The following is a 26,377-nucleotide window of genomic DNA, read 5'->3' on the forward strand; positions in this document are numbered from 1 at the left end:
CACCGCCCACCCTTGACCGATGACCCGCTCGACGAGCAGTTCACGACCGTGCTGGTTCAGGCGGGCATTACCGTGGGACATGAGGACCTCCGGTCGGTAGGCGACTTAGACATCACCCACCGCACCCGGGGGTCCTCCCTTACGTCAACCCCGACACGGAGTGTCACCAACCTCTTGGCTGAGTACAGCTAGGCTGCTCGGACCCGAGGCAGGAGGAAAGCACTGATGACGACGTGGGACCCGACCCGGTACGGCCAGTTCTCCGACGAGCGAGCCCGTCCCTTCTTCGACCTCATGGCGCGAGTCGCCGCGCAGGAGCCGCGACTCGTCGTCGACTTGGGGTGCGGCAACGGCCCGCTCACGCTCTCGCTCGCCGAGCGGTGGCCGCAGGCACGGGTCGTCGGGGTCGACAGCAGCGCCGAGATGCTCGACGCGGCGCGTGCCCTCGACACCGACGGGCGGGTCGCGTGGGTGCAGGCCGACCTGGCCGACTGGGACATCGCGAGCCTGGGCGCAGCGCCGGACGTCATCGTGAGCAATGCTGCGCTGCAGTGGGTTCCGCGGCACCTGCCGCTCATCGAGACCTGGGTCGACGCGCTGGCGGCGGACGGGTGGTTCGCCCTGCAGGTGCCGGGCAACTTCGACGCCCCCACGCACGCGCTCATGCGCGAGACCGCCGTCGACCACCCGCGCAGCGGCGAGCTCGAGGCGGCGAGCAAGCGCTACGGTGCCGGCGACCCCTCGACCTACCTGCAGGTGCTCACCGCGGGCGGCCTCGCCGTCGACGCGTGGGAGACGACCTACACGCACGTGCTCGACCCCGCCGGCGAGAGCGACAACCCGGTGCTCGACTGGGTGAGCGGCACCGGGCTGCGCCCGATGCTCGAGGTGCTCGAGGACGAGGGCGAGCGCGAGGCCTTCCTTGCTGCCTACGCCGACCGGCTCACTGCCGCCTACCCGCGCACCCCTGCTGGCGTCCTGCTCGCCTTCCGCCGCGTCTTCGCGGTGGGGCACAGGGCCTGAGCGTCGTCGGGATGCCCGAGATCCCCCAAACCGCCGGCCCTCGCAGCTCGTGGAGGTGTGTGGTTCCGAGCCGGCGACCGAGAGCTCCAGCAGGCCTGACCTGGGGAGTGGGGACGGAACCGTCCAAGGCCCTGGGCCCTGCGGACACCACCTGACGGCGTTGACGTCACCGGGCGGCGTTGGTGCCACCTGGATGCCCGGAGATGGGCAGCCAGGTGGCATCAACGCTCCCAACCTGCACGCACTGGGGACGTCCGGAGGGGGGCGGGTCAGTCGTCGGGGGTGATGCTGACGTGCGGGTCGAGACCGGACAGGCCGTTCCACGCGAGGTTGACCATGTGCGCCGCGACGACCTCCTTGGGAGGGGTGCGGGTCTCGATCCACCACTGACCGGTGAGCGAGACCAGGCCGACGAGCATCTGGGCGTACATCGGCGCGTAGCGGCTCTCGAGCTCGCGCTGCTCGAAGGCGTCCGACAGCAGGTGGGCCACCTCGGCGGCCACGTCCGACAGGAGCGAGGCATACGTTCCGGACGGCGCCGTGCCGCTGACATCGCGCACGAGGATCCGGAACCCGTCTGGCGAGCCCTCGATGTAGTCGAGCAGGGCCAGCGCCGCGCGCTCGATCGTCTCGCGGTCGCTGCCGCCGGCGGTCAGCGAGGCGGTCACGCCGTCGGTCAGGGCGCGCAGCTCACGGTCGACGACGACGGCGTAGAGGCCCTCCTTGCCACCGAAGTGCTCGTAGACCACCGGCTTGGAGACGGCCGCCGTCGCGGCGATCTCCTCGACGGAGGTGCCGTCGACCCCCTTCGCGGCGAAGACCTGACGGCCCACCGCGACGAGCTGCTCGCGCCGGGCCGCGGCGGTCATCCGCGCGCGTCGGGGCGTCGGGCTCTCCTCGGGTGCCTGCTCGCTCATGGCTCCCATTGTCGGTGACGAAGGGGGCGGAGGCGTCGACTACCCTGACCGGAGCCGCTTCGGCGGCGTTCCCCGGTTGGTCTGCCGGCAGGGCCCGCCTGACTTTGAATCAGGACTAGCGACGTAGGTTCGACTCCTACCCGGGGAGCCGTCGTCCGGTCCACGGACGCGCACGGCCCCGGACCGCGCAGGTCCGGGGCCGTGCGCGTGGCCGGTCAGGCTCAGCGAGCGGCGCCGCTCAGCTGGTCGGCGAGCACGAACTTGCGGGTGGCGTCGGTGAGCTGCTCGACGAGCGTGGTCAGCTCTCCCTCGCGACGCTCCTCGAGCTGCAGGCCGTTGTCGCCGAACTCGGTGAACAGGCTCAGCGAGACCTGCTGACGCACCGCGTGCATCTGGAAGTTGGCGACGATGGTGCGCCAGTGCTCGACCGCGCGCACGCCGTTGTCGGCGCCGTAGGAGACGAAGCCGACCGTCTTGCCCATCCACTCGGGGGCGAGGGAGTCGAAGGCGTTCTTGAAGGCACCGGGGATCGAGTGGTTGTACTCCGGCGTGACGAAGATGAAGCCATCGTAGGAGTCGATCGCCTGGCCCCACCGGACGACGCGCTCGTCGTCGTAGGCGCGGTCGGCCATGCCCGGCACGGTCGCGGAGGTGAGCAGCGGCAGGTCGAAGTCGGACAGCTCGACGACCTCGAAGGTCACGTCCTCGGTGCGCTCGGCGACGGACTTCACCCACTGCGCGACAGCGCTCGCAGCGCGAACCTGGCGGACGGACCCGACGATGATGCCGATCTTCATGCGTTCACTCCTGTGGTGGTGAGGCTGTTTATTGATGATTCAACAACCCTAAACGAAAGGAGGTCGCCGCCGCATTCCCGCCCCCACGGACGGGTGCGCGCTGGCCGGTGCGGTCGGCCACAATGGCGCCGTGACCGCACCCCACGATCTGTCGCCGCAGACCGGACCGCGCACCGGTGTCTTCATGCTCAAAGTCGTCGGGGTGCTCGTCCTCGTCGGGATGTTCTGCGCGGGTGTCCTCTCCTTCGTCCCCGGTGGGCTCGGCGGGATCTTCGGCGGCGACGACCCGCCCGAGGTCGAGGGCAACGTCGTCTGGGACAGCGAGGATCTGGCGATCCAGCTGGGGCCCAACGGGTGGCTGACCCACCCCGGTGACGGAGGCGACTACGTCGCGCACAACGTGCGCACGGGTGAGTCATGGACGATCGGCGACCTCAACTCGCAGATGTCGATCTCGCAGGACGGGGTCGTCGTGCAACCCGACGAGGCCAAGGTGCTCGTGCAGCGGGAGGGGTCGTCGAGCACGCGGACGACGAAGGAGATCGCCGACGAGTTCGGTGATGACGACCTGTGGGGCGGCGAGAACGTCGGGGTCGTCGCGATGGGCGACGAACAGGTCGTCGTCGTGACCTGCCTGGCGCCGTCGCCGGCGCGCCTCAACGAGGAGGTCGATGGCGGTTCGGCGGTGCTCGCTGGGCTCTCGCTCGACGACGCCGCGATCGACTGGGTCCGCGACATCGGGCTGGAATGCGGCCCCGACGCGCTGCCGCTCAGCAAGCCCCGGACGATGCCCGCGCAGCAGTACGCGCTCGTGCAGGTGGGTGAGGACCACCAGGTCGTCGTCGACGTCGCGACGGGCGAGAGCGCGCTGGAGCGCTCGGGCAGTCCCCGACGGGACATCGTCATCAGCGGGGACAAGGCGCTCGTGCGCGAGGACGACGAGACCGTCGCCTGGCGGTCCCTGCGCACCGGCAAGGAGCTCACCCGGGTGGAGTGCCCGCGGGCCTCCCCGGGCCGACCGGACGAGATCACGCAGCAACTCGCGCCGGAGGTCACCCCCTTCGTCACCTGCCGCGACAGCGTCCACGTCGTCCAGGACGACGCCTTCGTCGAGATCGACGTCCCGCCTGTGGACACGGGTGAAGAGCTGCCCGACGGTCGGGAGGTGGCCCACGGTCGCTACCTGCTCGAGCGCGACGGAGACAAGGTCACTCTGCGGGACGGCCTGCAGGACAAGGAGGTCGGGGTGCTCGACGTGCCCGAGGACCTCTCCCTCGGCGCCTTCGGCCCCGTGGGCCGGCTGATCACCTTCGTCGAGTTCGACACGGGAGGTGAGCGCCCGCGGGGGACCTACCTGGCCTTCGACATCCGGACCGGTGACCTCGTCGTGCGGACCAACGGCGTCATGCGCAGCGGCGCCGACGTGTCGCCCGACGGCGTGATCCTCGTCGAGGCGGACGACGAGGAGATCGAGGGGACGCGACTGTGGGTCGCGACGACGAAGGACGAGCGATGAGCAGCACCCCGAGCAAGACGGTCGACATCACGAAGCTCGTGCTGGCGCTCCTCGCCGCCGGGGTGGTCGTCCTGCTCGTCGTCGCCTTCCTCCTCCGGGGAGGGTTCAGCGGCAGCAGCGGGATCGACGGCCGGGTCCACTACTTCACCAAGGACCGCTCGTACAGCCTGAGCATCGGGCCCAATGGTTGGTTCGCCTACGGCGACGACGACGGCGACTGGGTGGAGCACGCGCCGACGGGGAAGCGGTGGGAGCAGGGCAGTGCCTTCGGCAGCGCCGTGCTGACCTCCGAGGGTGCCGTCGTCTCCACGCTCGGCGGGGACGTGCGCGTCGAACGCGAGAGCGGCTTGGCCGAGGCCCGGGCCACCGACCTGCTCGTCGCCCACGGTGACAAGGAGGTCCGGCCCGGGGACGAGGCCGAGGTCATCGGCCTGTCGACGCGCCACGTCGCCGTGATCTCGTGCATGTCGACGAGCGACGAGGCCCGACTCGGGGAGGACGTCCCCGGGGGCCGGATCGTCGTCTCCGGGGTGGCGATCGAGGATGCGAGCGTCACGTGGAGCCACGACACCGAGGTCGGTTGCGACACGGACCTGGCCACGCTCTACCCCCATGGCTTGCCCGAGCAGCGATACGTCCTCATCACCCCCGACGAGCAGACGACCCAGGCGCTCGACCTCGACACCGGCAAGATCGCACGGACCTGGCCGGACGCACCCCGTGGCCGGGTCCTCGTGCGCGATGACGAGGCGATCCACCGTCAGGGCGACGAGGTGACGGTCACCTCCCTTCGGTCCGGGAAGGACGTGGCGCGCACGTCGTGCCGCGGAGCGCGACTGGACAACCCCGGTGACTCGGGTGGACGGCTCGCCGCGGAGGCCACCCCGCTCGTGCGGTGCGGCGACAGCGTCAGGCTGCTCGACGGCGGCCGCCTCGTCACCGTCGACGCACCTCCGGTCGAGAAGTCGCAGCAGGTGCCGGACGGTGGGTCGGTCGTGCACGACCGCTTCGAGATCTCCCGCGACGGGGACACCCTCACCCTGCGGGATGCCCTGGCGGACCAAGTGGTCGGTGGTGTCGAGGTGCCCGACGGCTACCGCATCGCCACCAACGACCCGCGGGGTCGACTCATCGTCTTCTTCCGGCCTGCCGACAAGCTCTTCAGCGACGCGGCCGAGAGCTCCTTCCGCATCGTCGACTCCCGCACGGCCCAGCTCGTCGCCGAGACCGATGACGACCTCTCGCCGGGGGCCGATGTCTCGACGGACGGCTTCGCCGTGTTCCGCGAGTACCAGGAGCGCACCGGTGGCCGCTACAGCCGCTCCTCCCGCAGCTACGCGTGGCTCGTCGGCGTGGACGAGATCCGACGCCGCGACTGATCGCGACCGGCCGAGGTCAGTCGATCTCCTCTCCCGCAAGGGCCTTGGCCGCCAGGCGCTCCTCCTCGCTGACCTCCCACACCTCCCACGCCGCGTGCAGCGCGATGAGGATGATCAGGCAGCCCAGGACGAGGTCGGGCCAGCCCGACGCGGTCCACAGGGTGATGCCGGCCATCGCGATGACCGCGATGTTGACGAGCACGTCGTTGCGCGCGGAGAGGAAGGCGGCGCGGCTCAGCGACCCGCCCGCGTGACGCACCCCGGCGAGCAGCCACCCGCTCGTGCCGTTGACCGCGATGGCACCGAGCGAGGCGAGGACGACGGGCAGGACGTCCGGGGCCACCGGGTCGGCGAAGCGGCGGATCGCCGCCACGCCCGCCACGGCGGCGGGCCCGAGGATGACGAGGGCCATCGCCTTGCCCATGAGCGCCCGGCGGGCGAGGGGCCACCCGAGCGCGATGAAGATCAGCAGGTTGATCGCCGTGTCCTCGAGGAAGTCGACGCTGTCCGCGAGCAGGGAGACCGACCCGGCGAGCAGGGCGACGGTGAACTCCACGAAGAAGTAGGCGAAGTTGATCAGGGCCACGACGAGCACGACGCGGCGCAGCCGGTCGGCGTCGAGGCGGGGCGGGTGCTCGGCGGTCATGGTCGCGACGATAAACCGCTTGCGCCGCAGGCGCGCCCGGAGCCCAATGGTGGGGTGAGCACGCCACGGACCGTCCTCCTCGTCGAGGGCGAGAGCGACCGGGTGGCCCTGCACGCGCTCGCGCACCGACGGGGCGAGGACCTCGCCGCGGCCGGGGTCGAGGTCGTCGCCATGGGCGGCATCACCAACCTGCGCAGCCACGCGCTGCGCGACGGCCCGCGCGGTCGGGGCCTGGCGCTCGCGGGTCTCTACGACGTCCCCGAGGAGCACCACGTGCGAAGGGGGCTGCTCGTCGCCGGCGTCCTCGTCACCGGCGACGTCGGGTCGGCGGACATCGAGCTGGCCGAGGTCGGGTTCCACGCGTGCGACCGTGATCTCGAGGACGAGCTGCTGCGCGCGGTCGGCCCCGACGGTGCCCAGGCCGTCATCGAGGCCGCGGGGGAGGCCACCTCGCTCCGCCTGCTGGCGCAGATGCCCTCCCAGCGGGGGTGGACCCGTGAGGAGGTGCTGCGCCGCTTCCTCACCTCGCAGTCGGGCCGCAAGGCCCGCTACGCGAGGCTGCTCGTCGAGGCGCTCGATCTCGACCGGGCGCCCGCCCCGCTCGTCGCGGTGCTCGAGGACGCAGTCGGGCGGTGACCGTGCAGGGCCGTCTCCCGGGTCGCCGGGGCATCGCTGCGTCATGGCGACCCCACAGCGGACCCACAACCTGCGGGGCTTGGCTTGAGTCCATGACCCGGAGGCAGCGAGCGAAGGAGACGGCCATGACGACACCACGGACCCACGAGGGGCGGGTGCTGCCGAAGCAGGACGAGGAGCTCGTCGACCAGGGACTGCAGTTCGACATCGGCACGCTCGTCGGGCGCCGCCGGATGCTCGGCCTTCTCGGGGCCGGGACCGTGCTGGGCCTCACGGCCTGTGCCGGCAGCGGCGAGGGCTCGAGCGGCAGCTCGAGCAGCAGTGCCACGTCAGCGAGCTCGGGCTCCGGCTCGAGCACGAGCGGCAGCTCGAGCTCGCTGACCGAGATCCCCGACGAGACCGCCGGCCCCTACCCCGGGGACGGCAGCAACGGTCCCGACGTCCTCGAGGAGAGCGGCGTCGTGCGGCAGGACATCCGCTCGAGCTTCGGCAGCAGCACGACGACCGCCGAGGGGGTCCCGATGACCCTGACGCTGAAGATCAAGGACCTCGCCGAGGGCGGTGGTGCCTTCGCCGGCGTCGCGGTCTACGTGTGGCACTGCGATCGCGACGGCAACTACTCGATGTACTCCGAGGGTGTCGAGGACGAGAACTACCTGCGCGGTGTCCAGGTCGCCGACGACAACGGCACGGTGAGCTTCATGAGCATCTTCCCGGCCTGCTACTCCGGTCGGTGGCCGCACATCCACTTCGAGGTCTACCCCGACGAGGGGAGCATCACCGACGCCTCCAACGCCATCGCGACCTCCCAGGTCGCGCTGCCCCAGGACGTGTGCACCACGGTCTACGCCACCGACGGCTACGAGGCCTCGGTGGACAACATGGCGAGCCTGAGCCTGACGAGCGACAACGTCTTCGGCGACGACGGGGGCACGAGTCAGCTCGCGGACGTCAGTGGCAGCGTGGCGAAGGGGTACGACGTCACCCTGGTCGTGGGCGTCGACACGACGACCGAGCCGAGCGGTGGTGGCGCCGGTGGTGGCGGTCAGCCCGGCGGTGCGCCCCCTTCGCAGGGCTGAGCCGGTCACCCGGACCGCGTCCGAGGGGAGGCGCCCACCTGCGTAGCCTGCTGGTGTGCGTCTCCTCCTCATCCGTCACGGCCAGACCCCTCACAACGTCACCGGTGCGCTCGACACCGCCTTCCCCGGCGCCGGGCTGACCGAGCTCGGGCAGCGCCAGGCCGCGGCCGTCCCGGAGGCATTGGCCGACGAGGACGTGAGCGCGGTCTACGCGTCACCGCTGGTCCGCACCCAGCTGACGGGATCGCCTCTGGCGCAGGAGCGTTCGATCGATGTGCACGTGCGCGAGGGGCTGCAGGAGATCGCTGCCGGCGACTTCGAGATGCGGTCGGACCGGGCGGCCGTCGAGGCCTACCTCGGCGGGCTCGCCGCGTGGCTGCACGGCGATCTCGACCACGCGCTCGCGGGTGGGACCAACGGCCACGACTTCATGGCGCGCTACGACGCCGCGGTGCGGGACATCGCGCAGGGGCACGGGCGTGGCGATACGGTAGCCCTCTTCAGCCACGGCGCCGCGATCCGCGTCTACGCAGCGCTGGCGGCGGGCCTCGACGCCGACGAGGTCGAGGGCCGCTGGATCAACAACACCGGCATGGTCATGCTCGACAGCCGGGCCGGCGAGGGGTGGGACCTCGTGCGCTGGCACGGGGACCCGCTCGGCGGTGCGCACCTCGCCAGCGTCCGCGCCCACGACGTCACGGGCGAGGCGATCGACGAGGAGCTCGACGCCGACGACCGGTGACCTCTCCCCACCCGCCCGCATTGCCCTACGGCAATGCGGCCTCAACCGTGCATTGCCCTACGGCAATGCGGGCGGGTGGGGCGGCGGTGACGGGTGAGGTCGTGGCCGCGGGCGGGTGGCCGCTACAGTGGCGACGCGGCCCAGACGGTCGGCCGCGCCCCCGACACCCCGGAGACACCGCGTGAACGACGTCCGTCCAGATGCAGTCATCATCCTCGCTGCCGGCGAGGGGACCCGGATGAAGTCGACCCTCCCCAAGGTCCTCCACCCCATCGGTGGGGCCCCGCTCCTCGGCCACGCGATGCGGGCCGCCTCGGGCGCGGGTGCGGCGGAGACCGTCGTCGTCATCCGCCACCAGCGAGACCGCGTCGCCGAGTTCATCGACGACTACGCCGCCCGCAGCGAGATCGCCTGCCGCACCGCCGACCAGGACGAGGTCAAGGGCACCGGCCGCGCCGTCGAGTGCGGTCTCGACGCCCTCCCGGCCGACCTCACCGGCACCGTCGTCGTGACGATGGGTGACGTGCCGCTCCTCTCCGCGGAGACGATCAGCGAGCTGACCCGGGCGCACGTCGAGGCGCAGGCGGCCGTCACCGTCATCACCTCGGTCCTCGAGGACGCCAAGGCCTACGGCCGCATCGTCCGCGACGCCGAGGGCAACGTCGAGCGGATCGTGGAGTTCAAGGACGCGAGCGACGCCGAGCGCGAGATCCGCGAGATCAACTCCGGCATCTACGCCTTCGACGCCCAGGTGCTGCGTCGCGAGCTGGCCAATGTCACGAGCGACAACGCCCAGGGCGAGAAGTACCTCACCGACGTCCTGCAGCTCGCCCGCGCGGCCGGTGGCCGCGTCACCGCGCACGTGCTCACCGACCTCTGGCAGACCGAGGGGGTCAACGACCGCGTCCAGCTCGCCGAGCTCGGCCGCGAGCTCAACCGCCGCACCTGCGAGCGGCACATGCGCGCCGGCGTGACGATCGTCGACCCGGCCACGACGTGGATCGACGTCGACGTGACGATCGGCGCCGACACCCGTGTCCTGCCCGGCACCCAGCTGCTCGGCGCCACGAGCATCGGCGCCGAGGCGACGATCGGCCCCGAGGTCACCCTCATCGACTGTGAGGTCGGCGACGGCGCCGAGGTCAAGCGGGCCGAGGGCAACCTCGCCGTCGTCGGTGCCAACGCCACGGTCGGGCCCTTCTCCTACCTGCGTCCCGGGACCGAGCTCGGGGCGAAGGGGAAGATCGGCGGCTTCGTCGAGACGAAGAACGCCAAGATCGGCGACGGGGCCAAGGTCCCGCACCTCACCTACGCGGGCGACGCGATCATCGGCGAGGGGGCCAACATCGGCGCCGGCACGATCTTCGCCAACTACGACGGGGTCAAAAAGCACCAGACCGTCATCGGCAAGCACTCCTTCGTCGGCTCCGACACCGTGCTCGTCGCGCCGGTCGAGGTGGCCGACGGTGCCTACGTCGCCGCCGGCTCCGCCCTGACCGACGCGGTCGGCCCCGGCCAGCTCGGCATCGCCCGCAGCCGCCAGCGCAACATCGACGGCTGGGTCGCGGCGCAGCGCGCCGGCACGCCCACCGAGGCGGCCGCCCGGGCCGCGGCCACACCCCCTTCGTCCGACTCCACCGCCACCCCCGACACCAGCGAGGACTCCCAGTGACCGGCATCAACAAGACGACCGAGAAGAACCTCATGGTCTTCACGGGGCGCACCCACCCCGAGCTGGCCGATGCGGTCGCCGCCGAGCTGGGCACCGACCTCGTGCCGTCGAGCGCCTACGAGTTCGCCAACGGCGAGATCTACGTGCGCTACGAGGAGTCGGTGCGCGGGTGCGACGCCTTCGTCCTGCAGAGCCACTCCACGCCGATCAACGAGGCGATCATGGAGCAGCTGCTCATGGTCGACGCGCTCAAGCGGGCCAGCGCCAAGCGGATCACCGTCGTCCAGCCCTTCTACGGCTACGCCCGCCAGGACAAGAAGCACAAGGGGCGCGAGCCGATCTCCGCCCGCCTCATGGCCGATCTCTTCAAGACCGCGGGCGCCGACCGGCTCATCGCCGTCGACCTGCACACCGACCAGATCCAGGGCTTCTTCGACGGCCCGGTCGACCACCTCATGGCCCGGCCGATCCTCGCCGACTACGTCAAGGACAAGTACGGCGACCGCCAGCTCGCCGTCGTCTCCCCGGACGCCGGTCGGATCAAGGTCGCCGAGCAGTGGTCGCGCCAGCTCGGCGACGTGCCGCTGGCCTTCATCCACAAGACGCGCAACATCGAGCGGCCCAACGAGTCGGTCGCCAACCGCGTCGTCGGTGAGGTCGAGGGCCGCTGGTGCGTGCTCGTCGACGACATGATCGACACGGCCGGCACCATCACCAAGGCCGCCGACGCCCTCATGGAAGACGGCGCCGCCGGTGTCATCATCGCCGCGACGCACGCGATCTTCTCCGGCCCGGCCGTCGAGCGGATGCAGGCCTGCGCCGCCGAGGAGATCATCGTCACCGACACCCTGCCCCTCACCGACGAGCAGAAGTTCGACGGCCTCACGGTCCTGTCGATCGCCCCGCTCGTCTCCCGCGCCATCCGCGAGGTCTTCGAGGACGGGTCGGTCACCAGCCTCTTCACCTGAGGCCCCACGACGACTCGGCCCAGCGCGGGAGTCCCGCGCTGGGCCGATGTCGTGCTCAGGAGCGGCGTGAGCGATAGGCGGCGGCGGCGAGCCGGTTGCCGCAGCCGCCGTCGCAGTAGCGCTTGGACCGGTTGCGCGAGAGGTCGACGAGCACGTCGTCGCAGTCGTCGGCGGCACAGACCCGCAGCCGGGAGAGTTCCCCGGCCCGGATGACGTCGACGAAGGCCATGGCGGCCTCGACCTGCATCCGGCGGGCGAAGGGGGCGTCGGCGTCGGTCGCGTGGATGTGCCAGCCGTAGTCGTCGTGGTCGACGAGCTGGGGGAGGGCCTCGCCGGTGCGCAGCAGGTCGTTGACGAGCGCGACCGCGGCCTCGTCGTCGCCCGCGGCCTCCCACACCGCCCGCAGTCGGGGGCGCAGGGAGCGCGCCTGGTCGAGCTCGGCGGCGTCGCCGTCGAAGCGGCCGGTCCATGCCCACCCGATGTAGAAGTCCCGGAGCTGCTCGACCGTCTCGAGGGTGTCGCCCGCGTCGTCGGGGAAGGCGCCGACGGCAGTGTTGACCAGCGCCGCAGCGGTCTGCAGCGCCACATCGGTGTCATGGGCAAAGGTCACGTTGACTCCTGACGGTCGGGAGGCCTAGCGTCATCACCAACAGGTTACGTGACTCATGACGTCAGGAGGAGCTGTGCCGGCCCCCACCCAGACCGCAGCGCGGTCCCCCTTCGCCCTCGGGCTGCTCGTCGCCCTCTTCTCGGCGGCGACCTTCGGCTCCTCGGGCACCTTCGGTGCCGCGCTGCTGGAGACCGGCTGGACCCCCGGTGCGCTGGTCACCGCGCGGATCACCGGGGCCGCGCTCGTCATGGCCGTGCCCGCGGCCATCGCCATGCGTGGGCACTGGCACCTGGTGCGGCGCAACATTCCTCGCCTGCTGGCGTACGGGGTCTTCGCGGTCGCGGGGTGCCAGTTCGCGTACTTCATGGCCGTCGACCACCTGTCGGTCGGCGTCGCGCTGCTCCTCGAGTACCTCGCTCCCGTCCTCATCGTCGGCTGGGTCTGGGCGCGCCACGGTCGCCGGCCCAGCCGACTGACGGCCGCCGGGGTCGGCGCCGCCGTCCTCGGCCTCGTCCTCGTCCTCGACGTCGCCTCGGGCGCCCGGCTCGACGTCGCCGGCGTCCTGTGGGGCCTGCTCGCCGCGGTCGGGCTCGTCGTCTTCTTCCTCGTCGCGGCCGACGAGGAAGAGGCCCTGCCGCCGATCAGCTTCGCCGGCGGAGGGCTGGCCGTCGGGGCCCTCGGGCTGCTCGCGGTCGCCGCGCTCGGCTGGCTGCCCATGGCCGCGTCGACCGACCGGGTCGACCTCGCCGGCTGGTCGGCGCCGTGGTGGGTCGCGGTCGCCGAGCTGGCGATCGTCGCCGGCGCCGTGGCCTACGCCTCCGGCATCGCGGCCGCCCGCCTGCTCGGCGGGACCATCGCCTCCTTCGTCGGGCTGAGCGAGGTCCTCTTCGCGATCGTCTTCGCGTGGCTCGTCGTCGGCCAGGCGATGTCCCCGGTCCAGCTGCTCGGCGGCCTCGCCGTGCTCGCCGGTGTCGTCATGGTCAAGCTCGGCGAAGGGGAGGTGGCCGGGGCTGCGCTGCCCGTCGCCGACGTCGACGCGGCCATCGTGGCCGGTGGCGACGAGCCCGGCGAGACCGAGTTGGCCGAGCCCGAGCGGGTCCACTAGTATCTCGGGGTTGCCTCGGCGAGGGACGCTGCACGGTCGCAGCGATCCGTGATCGACGCGGTGCCGTCCTGTGGGCTTGCCCGCGCGTCGACATCCACGTCCGCGCCGCGTCCCACGTCGAGGCCACCGCCCACGAGACACGCCCGCTCCCTGCGCGGGCACCCCCGACCCAAGGAGCACGACATGTCCAGCGACGAGATCCGCCTGGTGTCCGACAAGCGGACCGAGTTCGGCAAGGGTGCGGCCCGCAAGCTGCGCCGCGCCGACAAGGTCCCCGCCGTCCTCTACGGCCACGGCGAGGCCCCGGTTCACCTGGCCCTGCCCTTCCACGACACCTTCCAGGCGCTGAAGAACCCCAACGCGCTCCTCACCATCGCCGTCGACGGCGAGGGCGACCAACTGGCCCTGGCCAAGGACGTCCAGCGCGACCCGATCAAGCCGATCATCGAGCACGTCGACCTCGTCATCGTCAAGCGCGGCGAGAAGGTCACCGTCGATGTCCCCGTCCACGTCGAGGGCGACGCCGCCCCCGAGACCGTCGTCACGGTCGACAACGCGACCCTCGAGATCGAGGCCGACGTCACCAACCTGCCCGAGGCGCTCGTCGTCTCCGTCGAGGGCCTCGAGGTCGGCACCCAGATCCTCGCCGGCCAGGTCGAGATGCCGGCCGGTTCGACGCTCGCCTCCGACGCCGAGCTGCTCGTCATCAACATCACCCAGCAGATCTCCGCCGAGGAGCTCGAGGCCGAGCTCGCCGAGGCCGAGGCCGAGGCCGGCATCGAGCACGACGAGTCCGACGCCGAGGCTGCCGAGGGCGACGCCGAGGCCACCGAGGGTGGCGAGGAGTCCTCCGAGCAGGAGTGACCCACCGGCATCACAGCGCCGTCTCGCAGGCGGTGCCCTGAGGAGGCGCGCCAGCGCCGTCTCGAAGGGGGCGGGATCTCCACCACGGAGGTCCCGCCCCCTTCGTCGTGTCCGGGCCAGAGGCGGCCGCCCCGGTCCCGCACGACGAGCCGTCGCGGTGCCTCTCAGCAGTCCCCGCCGTAGCTGTTGCCCAGAGCGTTGAGGAGCTCGGAGAACCAGTCCTCCTCCTGGAAGGCCGGTCCGGGGCCGATTCCGGTGTCCCACTCGGGGACCTCGAGCGTCATCGGGTCGATGTCCCGGTCCACCTTGCGTCCGATCACCAGGGCCCGGTCGAGCAGTGTGCCGATCGCAGCGGCGGAATCGGGATCTGACTCGAGCAGGGTGTTGGCCTGGTCGGCGAGCTGCGCGGCCTCGCGGAGCTGGGCCACCGAGGCGGCAGTGACCGGGGCGGTGCTGCGGTCGAGGCGCGCCCCCACCCCCTGCAGGAACGACCTGACGGTGCGGACACGTCGCATGAGCCGTGAGTGGCCAGGGGCGCCGGGGCCAATGTCGGAGGAACCGTCCTGGAAGCGGGTCGGCAGGTTGGTCACGTGTATCCCCTTCCGGCGGTGCCCTTCACCGCCTACGATCACCCTGCCACCGGGCGCCGATCTCGGCAGGCCGTGCTGGGCGGGGCTGTGGACGACGAGGTGACGGGCGCCCCCTTCGGCATTGCATAGGGTGGGGCCTCGTGAGTGATGACACCTGGCTCGTGGTCGGTCTCGGCAACCCCGGCCCGCAGTACGCCGGCAACCGGCACAACGTCGGCGCGATGGTCATCGAGCACCTCGCCGAGCGGGCAGGGGCGCGGCTGCGCAAGCACAAGGCGGGCGCCGCGGCGGAGTCGGTCCGACTCGGCCCCCCGCCCGGAGACCGCGCGATCATCGCCGTCCCGAGCTCCTACATGAACCTCTCCGGCGGCCCGACCAAGGCGCTCGCCGGGTTCTTCTCCGTCCCGCCGGCGCGCACGATCGTCGTGCACGACGAGCTCGACATCCCCTTCGGCGAGGTGCGGCTCAAGCTCGGCGGGGGCGAAGGGGGGCACAACGGTCTCCGGTCGATCTCCAGCTCCTTCGGCACCAAGGACTACCTGCGGGTGCGCGTCGGCATCGGCCGGCCCCCGGGACGCATGGACGCCGCGGACTACGTGCTCAAGGACTTCTCGTCGACCGAGCGCAAGGAGCTGCCCTTCCTCGTCGACGACGCCGCCGACGCGGTCGAGCTGGTCATCGCCAAGGGCCTGACCGACGCCCAGCAGGTCGTGCACGCGCCGCGCCCCTGAGCGTGACGGGACGGGGGAGCGGCCACGGGAGGACACCACCCCAGGTCAGGAGCCCGCGGTGCCGCCGCCGTCGTTGCGGGTGCTGATGGCGTGGGCGGCGCCCATGCCGTGGCCGTCGATGTCGGTGCGGTCCATCGACCCACCGCGACGGGAGATGACGGCGGCGCACACGCCGGCGACGACACCGATGCCTCCGATGATCCACCACATGGTCTCGTCTCCCTTCGCCGCGCGGAGGGTCCGCGCCGTGACCTGAAGCCTAGAGGCACCGCGGGCCGCGTGGGTGGCCGAACGCGATGATCCCCGCCCCGCGCGAGTGTGGGGCTCGTGCGGGGCGGGGACCTCGAGGTGTGTCCGTCAGACAGGTGGAGCGTCGCGGATCAGCCGACCCCGAAACCGCCACCGATGCTGCCGCCCCCGGTGCCCGCACCGTCGAAGCGCTCGCGGTTGGCCTTGACCGGGTCCTCGCCGTCGGTCTGGGGCGGCGTCATGCTCCCACCCCGTCGGGCGATCACGGCGACGAGGCCGGCGACGACGGCGGCGAGCCCGCCGAGCAGCCACCACATGGTCAGGCCTGGCCGCGCAGCGCGGCGAGCCGCGCCTCGATCTCGGCGTCCTGGCTGTGGTCCTCGAGCTCGGCGAACTGGTCCTCGAGAGTGGCCGACTGCGCCTCGGCGCGGCCCTGGACGAGCGCCTCCTGCTGGCGGATGCGGTCCTCGAAGCGCCCCAGCTCGCTCGTGGGGTCCATGACGTCGATCGAGCCGACGGCCTGCTGCACCCGCGCCTGCGCCTCGGCCGAGCGGGCCCGGGCCACGAGCGCGGAGCGGCGCGCCTTGAGGTCCTCGAGCTTGGTCTTCATGCTCACCAGACCGGACTTGAGCTGCTCGACCTGCGCATTCTGCGCCTGGATCGTCGGCTCGGCCTCCTTGGCCTCGCCCTCGTGCTGGATCTGCCGCTGCAGGGCGACGCGGGCGAGGTTGGTGAACTTGTCGGCACCCGCGGTGTCGCCGGCGGCGGTCAGCTCGTCGGCCTTCTTGGCCGCGGCGGCGGCCTTGTTGCCCCACTCGGTCGCGGCCTCGCGGTCGGCCTTGAGGTCGCCCTCGGCCATGCGCACGTGGGCGATCGTCTGGGCGACGGCCTCCTCGGCCTCGGCGATGGAGTTGGTGTAGTCCCGGACGAGCTGGTCGAGCATCTTTTCCGGGTCCTCGGCGCGGTCGAGCAGCGCGTTGATGTTGGCCTTGGCGAGCTGGCTGACGCGGCCGAGGATGGTCTGCTTCTGGGTCATCGTGCTGTCCTCCTGGCGGTGGGACCGCCGGTCGTGGTGCTCGGGATCTGCTGTGGTCGTCGCGGGGTCACGCGTGGACCCGGTGGGCGAAGGGGGTGGACGTGCCGCCGGTCAGAAGCGACCACCCCCGCCGAAGCCGCCTCCGCCGCCTCCGCCTCCGCCGCCGAAGCCGCCCCCGCCGAAGCCGCCGGAGGAGCCGCCCCAGCCACCGCCCCGGCCGCTGAACCCGCCGGAGAGGATGCCGCCGAGGACGAGCGAGCCGATGTCGATGCCGTTGTTGCGCCCGCCGCCGAAGCCACCGAACCCGGAGAAGTCGTCGTGGCGGGAGGAGGTCACGGCGTTGAAGGCGCGCTCCGCGTAGGCCTCGGCCTGGTTGACCCGCTCGGAGGCGAGGTCGAGGTCGCTCTCGCGGGAGGCGTGGGCCTCGGCGAGCAGGCGCGAGGCCTCGGCGATGAGGGTGCGCGGACCGGAGTCGAGCATGCCGCGCGCGCCGTTGATCTCCCGCTCGACGACGGCGATCCGGGCGCGGACGTGCTCGTAGCGGCGGTTGAACTTCTCGGTGCGCTCGCTCGTGCGGTCGGCGTCCTTGCGGTAGCGCTCGAGCGCCTGATCGAGGTAGTGCTCGGCGCGCTCGAGGCCCGCGAGGGCGCCGAGGACGTCGCCCCCGGAGCGCGCGCGGGTGCCGACGTCGACGGCGCGCCGGGCCTCGCCGACGGCAGAGGTCGTCACCTGGTCGTTGGCCTTGAGCCGGTCGACGTCGACGAGGTCGGAGGAGATCGAAGCGAGTGCGGCGTCGAGGGCCGTGACCGCGTCGGCGAGGACGGCGCGCGCGGACAGCACCATCTCCAGGCGCGAGTCGGCCTGACCGAGGGCGTCCTCGGCGGCCCGCGCCGCCGAGACGGCAGCGGGGCGCTCACCGGCCTGCACGTGCTGCTCACCGGCGGCGACGAAGCCCTTGGCCGCCTCGATGAGGCGCGGGGCCTGATCGAGGTTGGTCGACAGGGTGGTGAGCGAGTCGTGGGGGTGGGTCGCGGACAGGCCGGAGAGCTCCTGACGAGCGACGGGGAGGCGGGCCTCGACCTCGGAGATGCGGGTGCGCAGCGACGACAGGAAGGTGGGGACATTGGCCTCGAGGTCGCGCAGCCGGGTGAACTCCTCCTCCTGCGCGTCGAGCTCCTCGTCGGCCGCGCGGGTCAGCTCGAGGATCTGGGCCAGTCGCGCCCGCTCCTCGGGGTCGGCCAGCCTGCCTGCGCCGCGGGCGATGTCGAGCTCCTGCTGGATGCGGAAGGCCTCACCCGCCCGGCTGCGCGCGGCCGTGAGCGCGTCGGTGAACTGCCGCGTCGCCTGCTCGCCGAACTGCGCCTTGGCGAACTCCAGCTCCTCGGCCGAGGAGCGGATGGCGTTGTCGAGCTCGACGAGCGCGGTGGAGACGTCCTGACGCATCTGGTCGGTGCTCACCGACGGCATGACCGTGGCCGGCTGGTTGATCGGGGGAGCCTGCGTCGTGGACCGCTTGTCCTTGCCGAGACGCGACACGAGCATGCCGACGACCTTGAGCGCCATCGGTGCCAGGACGATGAGGAGGAAGAAGGTGAAAAAGGACCCGAAGGGGTTGAAGCCGCCACCCGGGAGGATGCTCGACCCGGAGTCGTCGGTCTGCTGCCGGGCGTAGTCCTGGGACAGGCCCTGGACGGCCGCGGACACGGCCCCGGACCAGTCGTCGTCGCCGAGCCGCGGCTCGACGTCGCGTGTCTGGACGGCCGACAGGCCCCCGGAGCTCAGGCCGGAGTCCTCGGTGGTCCACATGCCGTAGGCGCGGTCCTCCACCGCCACGGCGAGCAGGACGTCGTTGCCGCCCATGCCCGAGGTCTCGAAGGTCTCGCGGGTCCACTCCTCGCCGGACTGCCCGTCGAAGGAATCGACGTAGACGACGAAGAGCTGCAGGTCCTCTTCGTCCTGCAGGCGCTCGAGGTCGGACTGGAGGCCGTCGGTGTCGGAGAGGACGCCGGCCCGGTCGGTGATCTGGTCGTCGACGCTGAAGGGGGCGTCGGCCGGGAGCGCGGCAGCGCTCGTGCCGCCGAGCAGGAGGACGCCGAGCGCGGCGAGCAGGCTGAGCACCCCGATCATCGGGTGGTGTCGTCGACTCGTCTGCGCCACGTGGCCCCCTGCTGCGTGTCATCGCCCCGACGGGCGGCTGTGGGTCGTTACGTTGCCACACCCGGGAGGCGAAGGGGAGGCCGGTCCGGTCGTCGCTGTGGACCGTCGGTGCGATGCGGCAGAATCGACGCCAGCATGACTTCCTCACTCGCCCCGCTCCTGAGCGCGATCTCCGGCCTGCCGGGGCTCGCCGACATCCCCCGACACCGCGACTCCAGCGACGTCGTCGACATCGTCGCACCCACCGGCCTGCGGGCACCGGCCGTGGCGATCGTCGGTGGCGAGACCGCTGGTGCCGCGCCGCGACTGGTCATCACCTCGACCGCGCGCGAGGCCGACGACGTCGCCGCGGCCCTCGGCGAGCTCGTCGGCGCCGACCGGGTCGCGACCTTCCCCAGCTGGGAGACGCTGCCCCACGAGCGACTCAGCCCGCGCAGCGACACCGTCGGCCGACGCCTGGCGGTCCTGCGCCGGCTCGCCCACCCCGACAGCACGGGCGAGGGCCACGGACTGCCCGGCTTCGTCGTGGCGTCGGTGCGGGCGGTCCTCCAGCCGATCGCCAAGGGCCTGGCCGACCTCGAGCCGGTCCGGCTGCGCGTCGGAGACGAGGCGCCGCTCGAGGAGGTCACCGCGGCACTCGCGGCCGCCGCCTACGTGCGCACCGACCTCGTCGAGCGTCGCGGCGAGTTCGCCGTGCGCGGCGGCATCCTCGACGTCTTCCCGCCGACCGAGGAGCACCCGGTCCGGGTCGAGCTCTTCGGCGACACGGTCGACGAGATCCGCTGGTTCAAGGTCGCCGACCAGCGCAGCCTCGAGGCCACCGAAGAGCTCTGGGCGCCGCCCTGCCGCGAGATCCTGCTCACCGACGCCGTCCGGCGCCGCGCTGCCGACCTCGCCGCGGAGCTGCCCGGCGTCGCCGACATGCTGCTCAAGGTCGCCGAGGGCATCGCCGTCGAGGGCATGGAGTCCCTCGGCCCGGCACTCGTCGACGGCATGGAGTCCGTGCTCGATGTCCTGCCCGAGGGTTCGGGCATCGTCCTCGTCGACCCCGAGCGTGTGCGCGCTCGCGCCCACGACCTCGTCTCGACGAGCGAGGAGTTCCTCCAGGCCAGCTGGGCCAATGCCGCGGCGGGCAACTCCGTCCCGATCGACCTCGAGGGGGTCCTCGGCACCGCCTCCCACTGGACCCTGGCGCAGGCCCGTGAGCACGCGCTCGACCTCGGCCTGCCGTGGTGGAGCATCACCCCCTTCGCCGTCGACACCGAGCTCGAGGCCATCGCGGCGGAGATGGACGACCGGGTCGACCACGACCACGTCGGGCTGCGGGTGCCGGCCGAGGAGCCGCCGCACTTCCGCGGCAACACCGAGGCGGCCGTCGCCCAGCTGTCCGAGTGGACCCGCGAGGGCTGGCGGGTCGTCGTCGCCACCGACGGCGCCGGTCTGGTGACCCGCGTCGCCGAGGTGCTCGGCGAGGCCGGGGTGGCCACGCGCACGTCCGGCCCCGACGCCCCGCTCGAGCTGACCGAGGGGGTCGTCGCGATCACCCGCGCCAGCCTCGGCACCGGCTTCGTCGCCCCGGAGCACCGCCTGGCCGTGCTCACCGAGGCCGACCTCCTCGGCTCCAGCGGCGCCGGGGCCTCGACCCGCGACATGCGCCGCATGCCCTCGCGGCGGCGCAAGCAGGTCGATCCGCTCCAGCTGCGCCCGGGCGACCACGTCGTCCACGAGCAGCACGGCGTCGGGTCCTTCGTCGAGATGATCCAGCGCACCGTCCAGGGCGCGACCCGCGAGTACCTCGTCATCGAGTACGCCCCCTCGCGGCGGGGCCACCCGGGCGACCGGCTCTTCGTCCCGACCGACCAGCTCGACCAGGTGACCCGCTACGTCGGCGGCGACGCGCCCGCCCTCAACAAGATGGGCGGCAGCGACTGGCAGAAGACCAAGTCGCGCGCCAAGCGGCACGTGCGCCAGATCGCCGGCGAGCTCATCCGCCTCTACAGCGCGCGCATGGCCACGCCCGGTCACGCCTTCGGGCCCGACACCCCGTGGCAGCGCGAGCTCGAGGACGCCTTCGCCCACGTCGAGACCCCCGACCAGCTCGGGACGATCGACGAGGTCAAGGCCGACATGGAAAAGACGGTCCCGATGGACCGGCTCATCTGCGGCGACGTCGGCTACGGCAAGACCGAGATCGCCGTGCGCGCCGCGTTCAAGGCGATCCAGGACGGCAAGCAGGTCGCGGTGCTCGTGCCGACGACGCTGCTCGTCCAGCAGCACCTCAACACCTTCTCCGAGCGCTACGCCGGCTTCCCCGTGACGGTGAAGTCGCTCAGCCGCTTCCAGACCGATGCCCAGGCCAAGGAAGTCCTCGAGGGGATGGCCAGCGGCGCGGTCGACCTCGTCATCGGCACCCACCGGATCCTCGGCAACGAGGTGAAGTTCAAGGACCTCGGTCTGGTGATCATCGACGAGGAGCAGCGCTTCGGCGTCGAGCACAAGGAGCAGCTCAAGGCGATGCGCACCAACGTCGACGTGCTCGCCATGTCGGCCACGCCGATCCCGCGCACCCTCGAGATGGCGGTCACCGGCATCCGCGAGATGTCGACTCTCGCCACACCGCCCGAGGAACGGCACCCGGTCCTGACCTTCGTCGGCGGCTACGAGGAGAAGCAGGTGGCCGCGGCGATCCACCGCGAGCTCATGCGCGAGGGGCAGGTCTTCTACGTCCACAACAACGTCAGCACGATCGAGCGCGCGGCCGCCCGCATCCGTGAGCTCGTGCCGGAGGCCCGCGTCGAGACCGCCCACGGCAAGATGGGCGAGCACCGGCTCGAGCAGGTCGTCCTCGACTTCTGGGAGCGACGCTTCGACGTCCTCGTCTGCACGACGATCGTCGAGACCGGCCTGGACATCTCCAACGCCAACACGCTGATCCTCGACCGGGCCGACCGCTTCGGCCTGAGCCAGCTGCACCAGCTGCGTGGTCGCGTCGGTCGCGGGCGCGAGCGGGCCTACGCCTACTTCCTCTACCCGCCGGACAAGCCGCTGACCGAGACCGCCCACGACCGGCTGCAGACGATCGCGAGCAACACCGACCTCGGTGCCGGCATGCAGGTCGCGATGAAGGACCTCGAGATCCGTGGCGCGGGCAACCTGCTCGGCGGCGAGCAGTCCGGTCACATCGCCGGTGTCGGCTTCGACCTCTACGTGCGCATGGTCGGCGAGGCGGTCGCCGACTTCAAGGGCGAAGGGGAGTCCGCTCCCGCCGAGGTCAAGATCGAGCTGCCCGTCGACGCCCACCTGCCGCACGAGTACGTCCCGGGGGAGCGGCTGCGTCTCGAGGCCTACAAGAAGCTGGCGTCCGCCGAGACCGAGGCCGATCTCGCCGAGATCGTCGAGGAGCTCACCGACCGCTACGGCGAGCCGCCGGAGCCGGTGCGCAACCTCGTCGAGGTGGCCCGTCTGCGGATCGTCGTGCGCACCGCGGGCCTGACCGACGTCGTCGCCCAGGGCAACAACGTGCGCTTCGCGCCGGCCCAGCTGCGCGAGAGCCAGCAGCTGCGCCTGGCCCGGCTCTACCCGAAGTCGAGCTACAAGGAGGGCACGCAGACGGTGCTCGTGCCCAAGCCGATGACCGCGCGCATCGGGGGCAGCCCCCTTCGCGACACGGCGGTGCTGTCGTGGGCCACCGACCTGGTGCGTCAGGTCATGCTCGATGATGTCATCGTGGACCCAGGGGCGACGGCGCCCCGAGACACCTCGCGCTCGCGCTGAGGACCGGACGAAAGGACCCCCGTGCTCGGTCACCACTCCCGCCCCCTCGCCCTCGCTGCGCTCGCCGCGCTCGCCCTCACCGGCTGTGGCGGATCCGACGACGGTGCTGCGGCCGAGGGGGGCAGCTCCGCCCTCGCGGCCAAGGTCGGGGACACCGAGATCACCGTCGGTGACATCCAGCGCAGCACCCGCGAGCTGACCGCCTTCGTGGCCGCCCAGGCGCAGGCCTCCGGTCAGCAGCCCCAACAGCTCGAGACCTCGACGGTCGTCACCTATCTCGTCCAGACGCCCGCCGTGCTCGACTACGCCGAGCAGGAGGGGCTCGAGGTGCCGTCCGCCGGGGCGATGCGCCGCGAGATCGGCAGCGCCGTGCCCGACCCCTCCGACACGACGGTCGACTTCCTGCGGGCCAATGCCGTCGCGAGCCAGCTCGACGAGAGCGCCCAGCAGGAGCTGAGCCAGCTGCTCACCGAGACCGATGCCGAGCTCAGCCCGCGCTATGCGTCGGCGCTCGGCGAGTCGCCCGACTGGCTCGAGCAGCCCGAGCCGCAGCAGCAGCCCGGCGCCGGCCAGCCGCAGACGCCCTGATCGTGCGGCGACTGGTCCTCCTCGCGACGAGCCCACGGGTCTCGCCGGGGCTGCTCAGCCGCGACGCCTGGCGGGCGATCGAGTCCGCCGACCGCGTCCTCGTGGCCGACCCCGACGAGGCGCTGCCGCTCGCGCTCGTCGACGACGGCATCGCCGTCGAGCGGATCGAGGCGGACTCGCCCCACGAGCGGGCCCGCGAGCTCGTCGACGCGACGTCCGGGGGAGCGGTCCTGTGGGTCGGCTCGCCCGACGGCGACCCCGGCCTGAGCGATGCCATCGCCGCGGAGGTCTCCCGGCTCGACGAGGCGCCCGAGGTCGAGGTGCTCGTCGGCTCGTGGGACGTCGAGGGCGGCCGGCTGCTCGACGCCGTCGCCGTCATGGACCGGCTGCGCTCGCCGGACGGGTGCGCCTGGGTGGCCGCGCAGACCCACGCGAGCCTGGCCCCCTTCGTCCTGGAGGAGGCGCACGAGGTGACCGAGGCGCTCGAGGCCGTCATCGCCGACCCCGACGACGTGCGTCTGCGCGAGGAGCTGACCGACGAGCTCGGTGACCTGCTCTTCCAGGTGCTCTTCCACGCCCGGGTGGCCGCCGACCACGGCGGCGCGCCCTTCACCGTCGACGACGTCGCCGCCGCCCTCGTCGACAAGCTCGTGCGCCGCAACCCGCACGTCTTCGGTGACGCGCGGGCCGAGACCCTCGAGGAGATCGAGGCGCAGTGGCAGGCGATCAAGGCGCAGGAAAAGGCGGCGCAGGCCGCCCGCCACCCCTGACATCACACTTACGGTCGTGCGCATGGACCAGCGGATCAGCTTCGTCACGCTCGCCGTCGCCGACCTCGCGGCGAGCCGCCGCTTCTACCTCGACGGTCTCGGTTGGCGGGCCGAGCTCGACGTGCCGGGCGAGGTCCTGATGATCCGCGTCGGCGAGCACCTGATCCTCTCGCTGTGGGACGCCACCGAGTTCGAAGGGGAGGTCGGCCCCCTTCGTCGTGGGGAGGGGCTGGCGCCGATCACCTTGGCGCACAACGTCACCCGGCCCGACGACGTCGACGCGATCCTCGAGCTGGCGCGCGGGGCGGGCTCGCCCGACGTCGCCCCGGCGCAGCAGCGCGACTGGGGTGGGTACACGGGCTACTTCGCCGACCCCGACGGCTTCCGCTGGGAGATCGCGGTCAACCCCGGGCCGATCGGCCAGACGGTGCTGCCGCCCGCCTCCCGCGACGAGGTGCGGCTGACTCCCTTCGACCAGCCGGTGGGTCCCTCGGTCGACGCCTGGACCCCGCCACCGCGACCCGACCTGCCGGCGACCACCGGTCGCTGGTGCACCGTCGAGCCGCTTGCGCCCGAGCACGCCGACGAGCTCGCGCCCGAGGTCGCCGGGCCCGATCACGACGCCCTGTGGACCTATCTCAAGGAGGAGCGCCCCGACGACGTCGTGGCCTACGTCGCCGGCCGGCTCGCCGGCGACACCGTCGAGGTGCTCGTCCGCGACGGCGACGGGGTCGCCTGCGGACTGGTGAGCCTCATGCGCATCGACCGGGCCCACGGCGTGGTCGAGATCGGCAACGTCGTGCTCGGCCCGCGGTTGCAGCGTACGACCGCCGCGACCGAGGCGATGTCGCTGCTCGCGCGGCACGTCTTCGGCCTCGGCTACCGCCGCCTCGAGTGGAAGTGCGACAGCCTCAACGCCCCCTCCCGCCGGGCCGCCGAGCGGCTCGGGTTCGCCCACGAGGGCACCTTCCGCCGTCACGTCGTGACGAAGGGGAGGTCCCGCGACACCGCGTGGTTCGCCCTGACGCTCGACGACTGGCCGCGGGTCCGGGCAGCGCACGAGGCCTGGTTGGAGCCGGCCAACTTCGTCGGCGGGGTCCAGCAGCGGCGGTTGGCGGACCTGCTCGCGGCGGGCTGACCTCCCTTCGCCCGGTCCATGGGGTGGGTCGCAGCGCGAAGCGCCGTGGCCGAGCCGTTACGCTCGTGGCGACCTTCCCCGTGTATCGAGCACCACCAAGGAGCCGGTAGTGGCCAGCATCGAAGCAATTGGCGCCCGCGAGATCCTCGACTCCCGCGGCAACCCGACCGTCGAGGTCGAGGTCGCCCTCGACGACGGCACCATCGCCCGCGCCGCGGTGCCGAGCGGTGCGTCGACCGGCGCCTTCGAGGCCGTCGAGCGTCGCGACGGCGACAAGAAGCGCTACCTGGGCAAGGGCGTCGAGGACGCCGTCCGCGCGATCGAGGACGACCTGACCCCGCGTCTCGTCGGCTTCGACGCCAGCGAGCAGCGCCTCGTCGACGGCGAGATGCTCGCCATCGACGGCACCGACAACAAGGGCACGATCGGCGCCAACGCGATCCTCGGCGTCTCGCTCGCCGTGGCCAAGGCGGCGGCCGAGTCCGCTGGCCTGCCGCTCTTCCGCTACGTCGGCGGCCCCAACGCCCACGTCCTGCCCGTGCCGATGATGAACATCCTCAACGGCGGCTCCCACGCGGACTCCAACGTCGACATCCAGGAGTTCATGATCGCTCCGATCGGCGCGCCCTCCTTCCGCGAGGCGCTGCGCTGGGGCACCGAGGTCTACCACTCGCTCAAGGCCGTGCTCAAGGACAAGGGCCTGTCGACAGGCCTCGGTGACGAGGGCGGCTTCGCCCCCAACCTCGAGAGCAACCGCGAGGCGCTCGACCTGATCATCACCGCGATCAAGAAGGCCGGCTACGAGCCCGGTACCCAGATCGCGCTCGCGCTCGACGTCGCCGCCAGCGAGTTCTGCGACAAGGGCAAGTACACCTTCGAGGGCAAGAAGAAGACCGCCAAGGACATGGCGGCCTACTACGGCGAGCTCGTCGACGCTTACCCGCTCGTGTCCATCGAGGATCCGCTCGACGAGGACGACTGGGCCGGCTGGCAGGAGCTCACCGCGCAGCTCGGCGACAAGGTCCAGCTCGTCGGTGACGACCTCTTCGTCACCAACCCCGAGCGTCTGGCCCGCGGCATCCAGGACGGCGCGGCCAACGCCCTGCTGGTCAAGGTCAACCAGATCGGCTCGCTCACCGAGACGATGGACGCCGTCGCCCTGGCCACCCGCAGCGGCTACACCTCGATGATGAGCCACCGCTCCGGCGAGACCGAGGACGTGACCATCGCCGACCTCGCCGTCGCGACCAACTGCGGCCAGATCAAGACCGGCGCCCCGGCCCGCTCCGAGCGCGTCGCCAAGTACAACCAGCTCCTGCGCATCGAGGAGGAGCTCGACGACGCCGCGGTCTACGCCGGCGCGGGCGCCTTCCCGCGCTTCAAGGGCTGA

At 72.0% G+C, this 26,377-nt stretch carries 25 protein-coding genes and 1 tRNA gene; 17 read left to right on the top strand and 9 right to left on the bottom strand.

What is annotated here, in order from left to right:
* Positions 1 to 225 precede the first annotated feature (225 nt).
* Positions 226 to 1,023 carry a methyltransferase domain-containing protein gene (locus B9B60_RS05215; RefSeq protein WP_084450161.1) on the top strand — a complete coding sequence of 266 codons (798 nt, stop codon included), beginning with the start codon at positions 226 to 228 and terminating at the stop codon, positions 1,021 to 1,023.
* A gap of 269 nt (positions 1,024 to 1,292) precedes the next feature.
* Here the strand turns inward: B9B60_RS05215 and B9B60_RS05220 are convergent, their stop codons facing one another.
* On the bottom strand, positions 1,293 to 1,940 hold the full coding sequence (locus B9B60_RS05220) for a TetR/AcrR family transcriptional regulator (RefSeq protein WP_234993755.1): 648 nt from the start codon (positions 1,938 to 1,940) through the stop codon (positions 1,293 to 1,295).
* A gap of 69 nt (positions 1,941 to 2,009) precedes the next feature.
* Here B9B60_RS05220 and B9B60_RS05225 point away from each other — a divergent pair.
* Positions 2,010 to 2,088 (top strand) — tRNA-Gln (locus tag B9B60_RS05225).
* A gap of 73 nt (positions 2,089 to 2,161) precedes the next feature.
* Here the strand turns inward: B9B60_RS05225 and B9B60_RS05230 are convergent.
* Positions 2,162 to 2,737, bottom strand: coding sequence for an NADPH-dependent FMN reductase (locus B9B60_RS05230; protein WP_084450162.1), 576 nt, complete (start codon positions 2,735 to 2,737; stop codon positions 2,162 to 2,164).
* Between the two features lie 130 nt (positions 2,738 to 2,867).
* Between B9B60_RS05230 and B9B60_RS05235 the strand changes: the two genes are divergently transcribed.
* Positions 2,868 to 4,253, top strand: coding sequence for a hypothetical protein (locus tag B9B60_RS05235; protein ID WP_084450163.1), 1,386 nt, complete (start codon positions 2,868 to 2,870; stop codon positions 4,251 to 4,253).
* Complete coding sequence (locus B9B60_RS05240; protein ID WP_084450164.1) at positions 4,250 to 5,632, top strand: hypothetical protein; 1,383 nt, start codon at positions 4,250 to 4,252, stop codon at positions 5,630 to 5,632. The genes B9B60_RS05235 and B9B60_RS05240 overlap by 4 nt, the downstream gene beginning before the upstream one ends.
* Before the next feature lie 16 nt (positions 5,633 to 5,648).
* Here the strand turns inward: B9B60_RS05240 and B9B60_RS05245 are convergent, their stop codons facing one another.
* Positions 5,649 to 6,278: a cation efflux transmembrane domain-containing protein gene (locus tag B9B60_RS05245; RefSeq protein WP_072625369.1), complete on the bottom strand. Its 630-nt coding sequence runs from the start codon at positions 6,276 to 6,278 to the stop codon at positions 5,649 to 5,651.
* A 54-nt stretch (positions 6,279 to 6,332) separates the two neighbouring features.
* Here B9B60_RS05245 and B9B60_RS05250 point away from each other — a divergent pair, with 54 nt between their 5' ends.
* The 5 genes from B9B60_RS05250 (at position 6,333) to B9B60_RS05270 (ending at position 11,375) form a co-directional block, all read left to right on the top strand.
* The gene (locus B9B60_RS05250) at positions 6,333 to 6,914 is read left to right on the top strand and encodes a TOPRIM nucleotidyl transferase/hydrolase domain-containing protein (protein WP_084450165.1); all 582 of its coding nucleotides are present in this window, start codon (positions 6,333 to 6,335) and stop codon (positions 6,912 to 6,914) included.
* A gap of 125 nt (positions 6,915 to 7,039) precedes the next feature.
* On the top strand, positions 7,040 to 7,993 hold the full coding sequence (locus B9B60_RS05255; RefSeq protein WP_234993756.1) for an intradiol ring-cleavage dioxygenase: 954 nt from the start codon (positions 7,040 to 7,042) through the stop codon (positions 7,991 to 7,993).
* 55 nt (positions 7,994 to 8,048) lie between these two features.
* Complete coding sequence (locus tag B9B60_RS05260; RefSeq protein ID WP_084450167.1) at positions 8,049 to 8,735, top strand: histidine phosphatase family protein; 687 nt, start codon at positions 8,049 to 8,051, stop codon at positions 8,733 to 8,735.
* A gap of 181 nt (positions 8,736 to 8,916) precedes the next feature.
* Positions 8,917 to 10,407 carry a bifunctional UDP-N-acetylglucosamine diphosphorylase/glucosamine-1-phosphate N-acetyltransferase GlmU gene (gene glmU / locus B9B60_RS05265; RefSeq protein WP_084450168.1) on the top strand — a complete coding sequence of 497 codons (1,491 nt, stop codon included), beginning with the start codon at positions 8,917 to 8,919 and terminating at the stop codon, positions 10,405 to 10,407.
* Entirely contained in the window at positions 10,404 to 11,375 is a 972-nt protein-coding gene (locus tag B9B60_RS05270; protein ID WP_072625364.1) for a ribose-phosphate diphosphokinase, read from the top strand. Before glmU ends, B9B60_RS05270 begins: the two co-directional genes overlap by 4 nt.
* 55 nt (positions 11,376 to 11,430) lie before the next feature.
* Here B9B60_RS05270 and B9B60_RS05275 read toward each other — a convergent pair whose 3' ends face one another.
* Positions 11,431 to 11,985, bottom strand: coding sequence for a CGNR zinc finger domain-containing protein (locus tag B9B60_RS05275; RefSeq protein ID WP_084450169.1), 555 nt, complete (start codon positions 11,983 to 11,985; stop codon positions 11,431 to 11,433).
* Between the two features lie 73 nt (positions 11,986 to 12,058).
* Between B9B60_RS05275 and B9B60_RS05280 the strand changes: the two genes are divergently transcribed.
* Both B9B60_RS05280 and B9B60_RS05285 read left to right on the top strand, forming a co-directional pair.
* Entirely contained in the window at positions 12,059 to 13,090 is a 1,032-nt protein-coding gene (locus B9B60_RS05280; protein WP_234993757.1) for an EamA family transporter, read from the top strand.
* A 183-nt stretch (positions 13,091 to 13,273) separates the two neighbouring features.
* Entirely contained in the window at positions 13,274 to 13,954 is a 681-nt protein-coding gene (locus B9B60_RS05285; RefSeq protein ID WP_084450171.1) for a 50S ribosomal protein L25/general stress protein Ctc, read from the top strand.
* Between the two features lie 164 nt (positions 13,955 to 14,118).
* Here the strand turns inward: B9B60_RS05285 and B9B60_RS05290 are convergent, their stop codons facing one another.
* Entirely contained in the window at positions 14,119 to 14,544 is a 426-nt protein-coding gene (locus tag B9B60_RS05290) for a hypothetical protein (protein ID WP_200811160.1), read from the bottom strand.
* Positions 14,545 to 14,684: 140 nt separating this feature from the next.
* Between B9B60_RS05290 and pth the strand changes: the two genes are divergently transcribed.
* Positions 14,685 to 15,275 carry an aminoacyl-tRNA hydrolase gene (pth, locus tag B9B60_RS05295; RefSeq protein WP_200811161.1) on the top strand — a complete coding sequence of 197 codons (591 nt, stop codon included), beginning with the start codon at positions 14,685 to 14,687 and terminating at the stop codon, positions 15,273 to 15,275.
* A 45-nt stretch (positions 15,276 to 15,320) separates the two neighbouring features.
* Here pth and B9B60_RS17115 read toward each other — a convergent pair whose 3' ends face one another.
* The 4 genes from B9B60_RS17115 to B9B60_RS17675 form a co-directional block, all read right to left on the bottom strand.
* Entirely contained in the window at positions 15,321 to 15,485 is a 165-nt protein-coding gene (locus B9B60_RS17115; protein ID WP_159451154.1) for a hypothetical protein, read from the bottom strand.
* A 170-nt stretch (positions 15,486 to 15,655) separates the two neighbouring features.
* The gene (locus tag B9B60_RS05300; protein WP_084450173.1) at positions 15,656 to 15,841 is read right to left on the bottom strand and encodes a hypothetical protein; all 186 of its coding nucleotides are present in this window, start codon (positions 15,839 to 15,841) and stop codon (positions 15,656 to 15,658) included.
* Positions 15,842 to 15,843: 2 nt separating this feature from the next.
* Entirely contained in the window at positions 15,844 to 16,560 is a 717-nt protein-coding gene (locus B9B60_RS05305) for a PspA/IM30 family protein (protein ID WP_072625357.1), read from the bottom strand.
* A gap of 111 nt (positions 16,561 to 16,671) precedes the next feature.
* A complete protein-coding gene (locus B9B60_RS17675; RefSeq protein WP_143445444.1) occupies positions 16,672 to 18,717 on the bottom strand; it encodes a TPM domain-containing protein in 2,046 nt (681 codons plus the stop codon).
* A gap of 135 nt (positions 18,718 to 18,852) precedes the next feature.
* Here B9B60_RS17675 and mfd point away from each other — a divergent pair, with 135 nt between their 5' ends.
* From mfd to eno, 5 genes are all read left to right on the top strand, one after another.
* Entirely contained in the window at positions 18,853 to 22,491 is a 3,639-nt protein-coding gene (mfd, locus tag B9B60_RS05315) for a transcription-repair coupling factor (RefSeq protein ID WP_084450175.1), read from the top strand.
* Positions 22,492 to 22,512: 21 nt separating this feature from the next.
* Positions 22,513 to 23,079 (top strand): SurA N-terminal domain-containing protein, encoded by a 567-nt coding sequence (locus B9B60_RS05320; RefSeq protein WP_084450176.1) that lies wholly within the window; start codon positions 22,513 to 22,515, stop codon positions 23,077 to 23,079.
* A gap of 2 nt (positions 23,080 to 23,081) precedes the next feature.
* On the top strand, positions 23,082 to 23,849 hold the full coding sequence (locus tag B9B60_RS05325) for a MazG nucleotide pyrophosphohydrolase domain-containing protein (protein WP_084450177.1): 768 nt from the start codon (positions 23,082 to 23,084) through the stop codon (positions 23,847 to 23,849).
* A 22-nt stretch (positions 23,850 to 23,871) separates the two neighbouring features.
* Positions 23,872 to 24,987, top strand: a complete 1,116-nt coding sequence (locus B9B60_RS17760; protein WP_327078571.1) for a GNAT family N-acetyltransferase — start codon at positions 23,872 to 23,874, stop codon at positions 24,985 to 24,987.
* Between the two features lie 109 nt (positions 24,988 to 25,096).
* Positions 25,097 to 26,377, top strand: coding sequence for a phosphopyruvate hydratase (eno, locus tag B9B60_RS05340; RefSeq protein ID WP_084450178.1), 1,281 nt, complete (start codon positions 25,097 to 25,099; stop codon positions 26,375 to 26,377).

Origin of the sequence: Janibacter indicus, from assembly GCF_900176385.1 — a bacterium.
Lineage (GTDB): Bacteria > Actinomycetota > Actinomycetes > Actinomycetales > Dermatophilaceae > Janibacter > Janibacter indicus.

Bases quoted from the DNA above. Each gene is read 5' to 3' on its own strand.
- B9B60_RS05215 (WP_084450161.1), top strand. From the start codon at position 226: ATGACGACGTGGGACCCGACCCGGTACGGCCAGTTCTCCGACGAGCGA.
- B9B60_RS05220 (WP_234993755.1), bottom strand. From the start codon at position 1,940: ATGAGCGAGCAGGCACCCGAGGAGAGCCCGACGCCCCGACGCGCGCGG.
- B9B60_RS05230 (WP_084450162.1), bottom strand. From the start codon at position 2,737: ATGAAGATCGGCATCATCGTCGGGTCCGTCCGCCAGGTTCGCGCTGCG.
- B9B60_RS05240 (WP_084450164.1), top strand. From the start codon at position 4,250: ATGAGCAGCACCCCGAGCAAGACGGTCGACATCACGAAGCTCGTGCTG.
- B9B60_RS05245 (WP_072625369.1), bottom strand. From the start codon at position 6,278: ATGACCGCCGAGCACCCGCCCCGCCTCGACGCCGACCGGCTGCGCCGC.
- B9B60_RS05255 (WP_234993756.1), top strand. From the start codon at position 7,040: ATGACGACACCACGGACCCACGAGGGGCGGGTGCTGCCGAAGCAGGAC.
- B9B60_RS05285 (WP_084450171.1), top strand. From the start codon at position 13,274: ATGTCCAGCGACGAGATCCGCCTGGTGTCCGACAAGCGGACCGAGTTC.
- B9B60_RS17115 (WP_159451154.1), bottom strand. From the start codon at position 15,485: ATGTGGTGGATCATCGGAGGCATCGGTGTCGTCGCCGGCGTGTGCGCC.
- B9B60_RS05300 (WP_084450173.1), bottom strand. From the start codon at position 15,841: ATGTGGTGGCTGCTCGGCGGGCTCGCCGCCGTCGTCGCCGGCCTCGTC.
- B9B60_RS05305 (WP_072625357.1), bottom strand. From the start codon at position 16,560: ATGACCCAGAAGCAGACCATCCTCGGCCGCGTCAGCCAGCTCGCCAAG.
- mfd (WP_084450175.1), top strand. From the start codon at position 18,853: ATGACTTCCTCACTCGCCCCGCTCCTGAGCGCGATCTCCGGCCTGCCG.
- B9B60_RS17760 (WP_327078571.1), top strand. From the start codon at position 23,872: ATGGACCAGCGGATCAGCTTCGTCACGCTCGCCGTCGCCGACCTCGCG.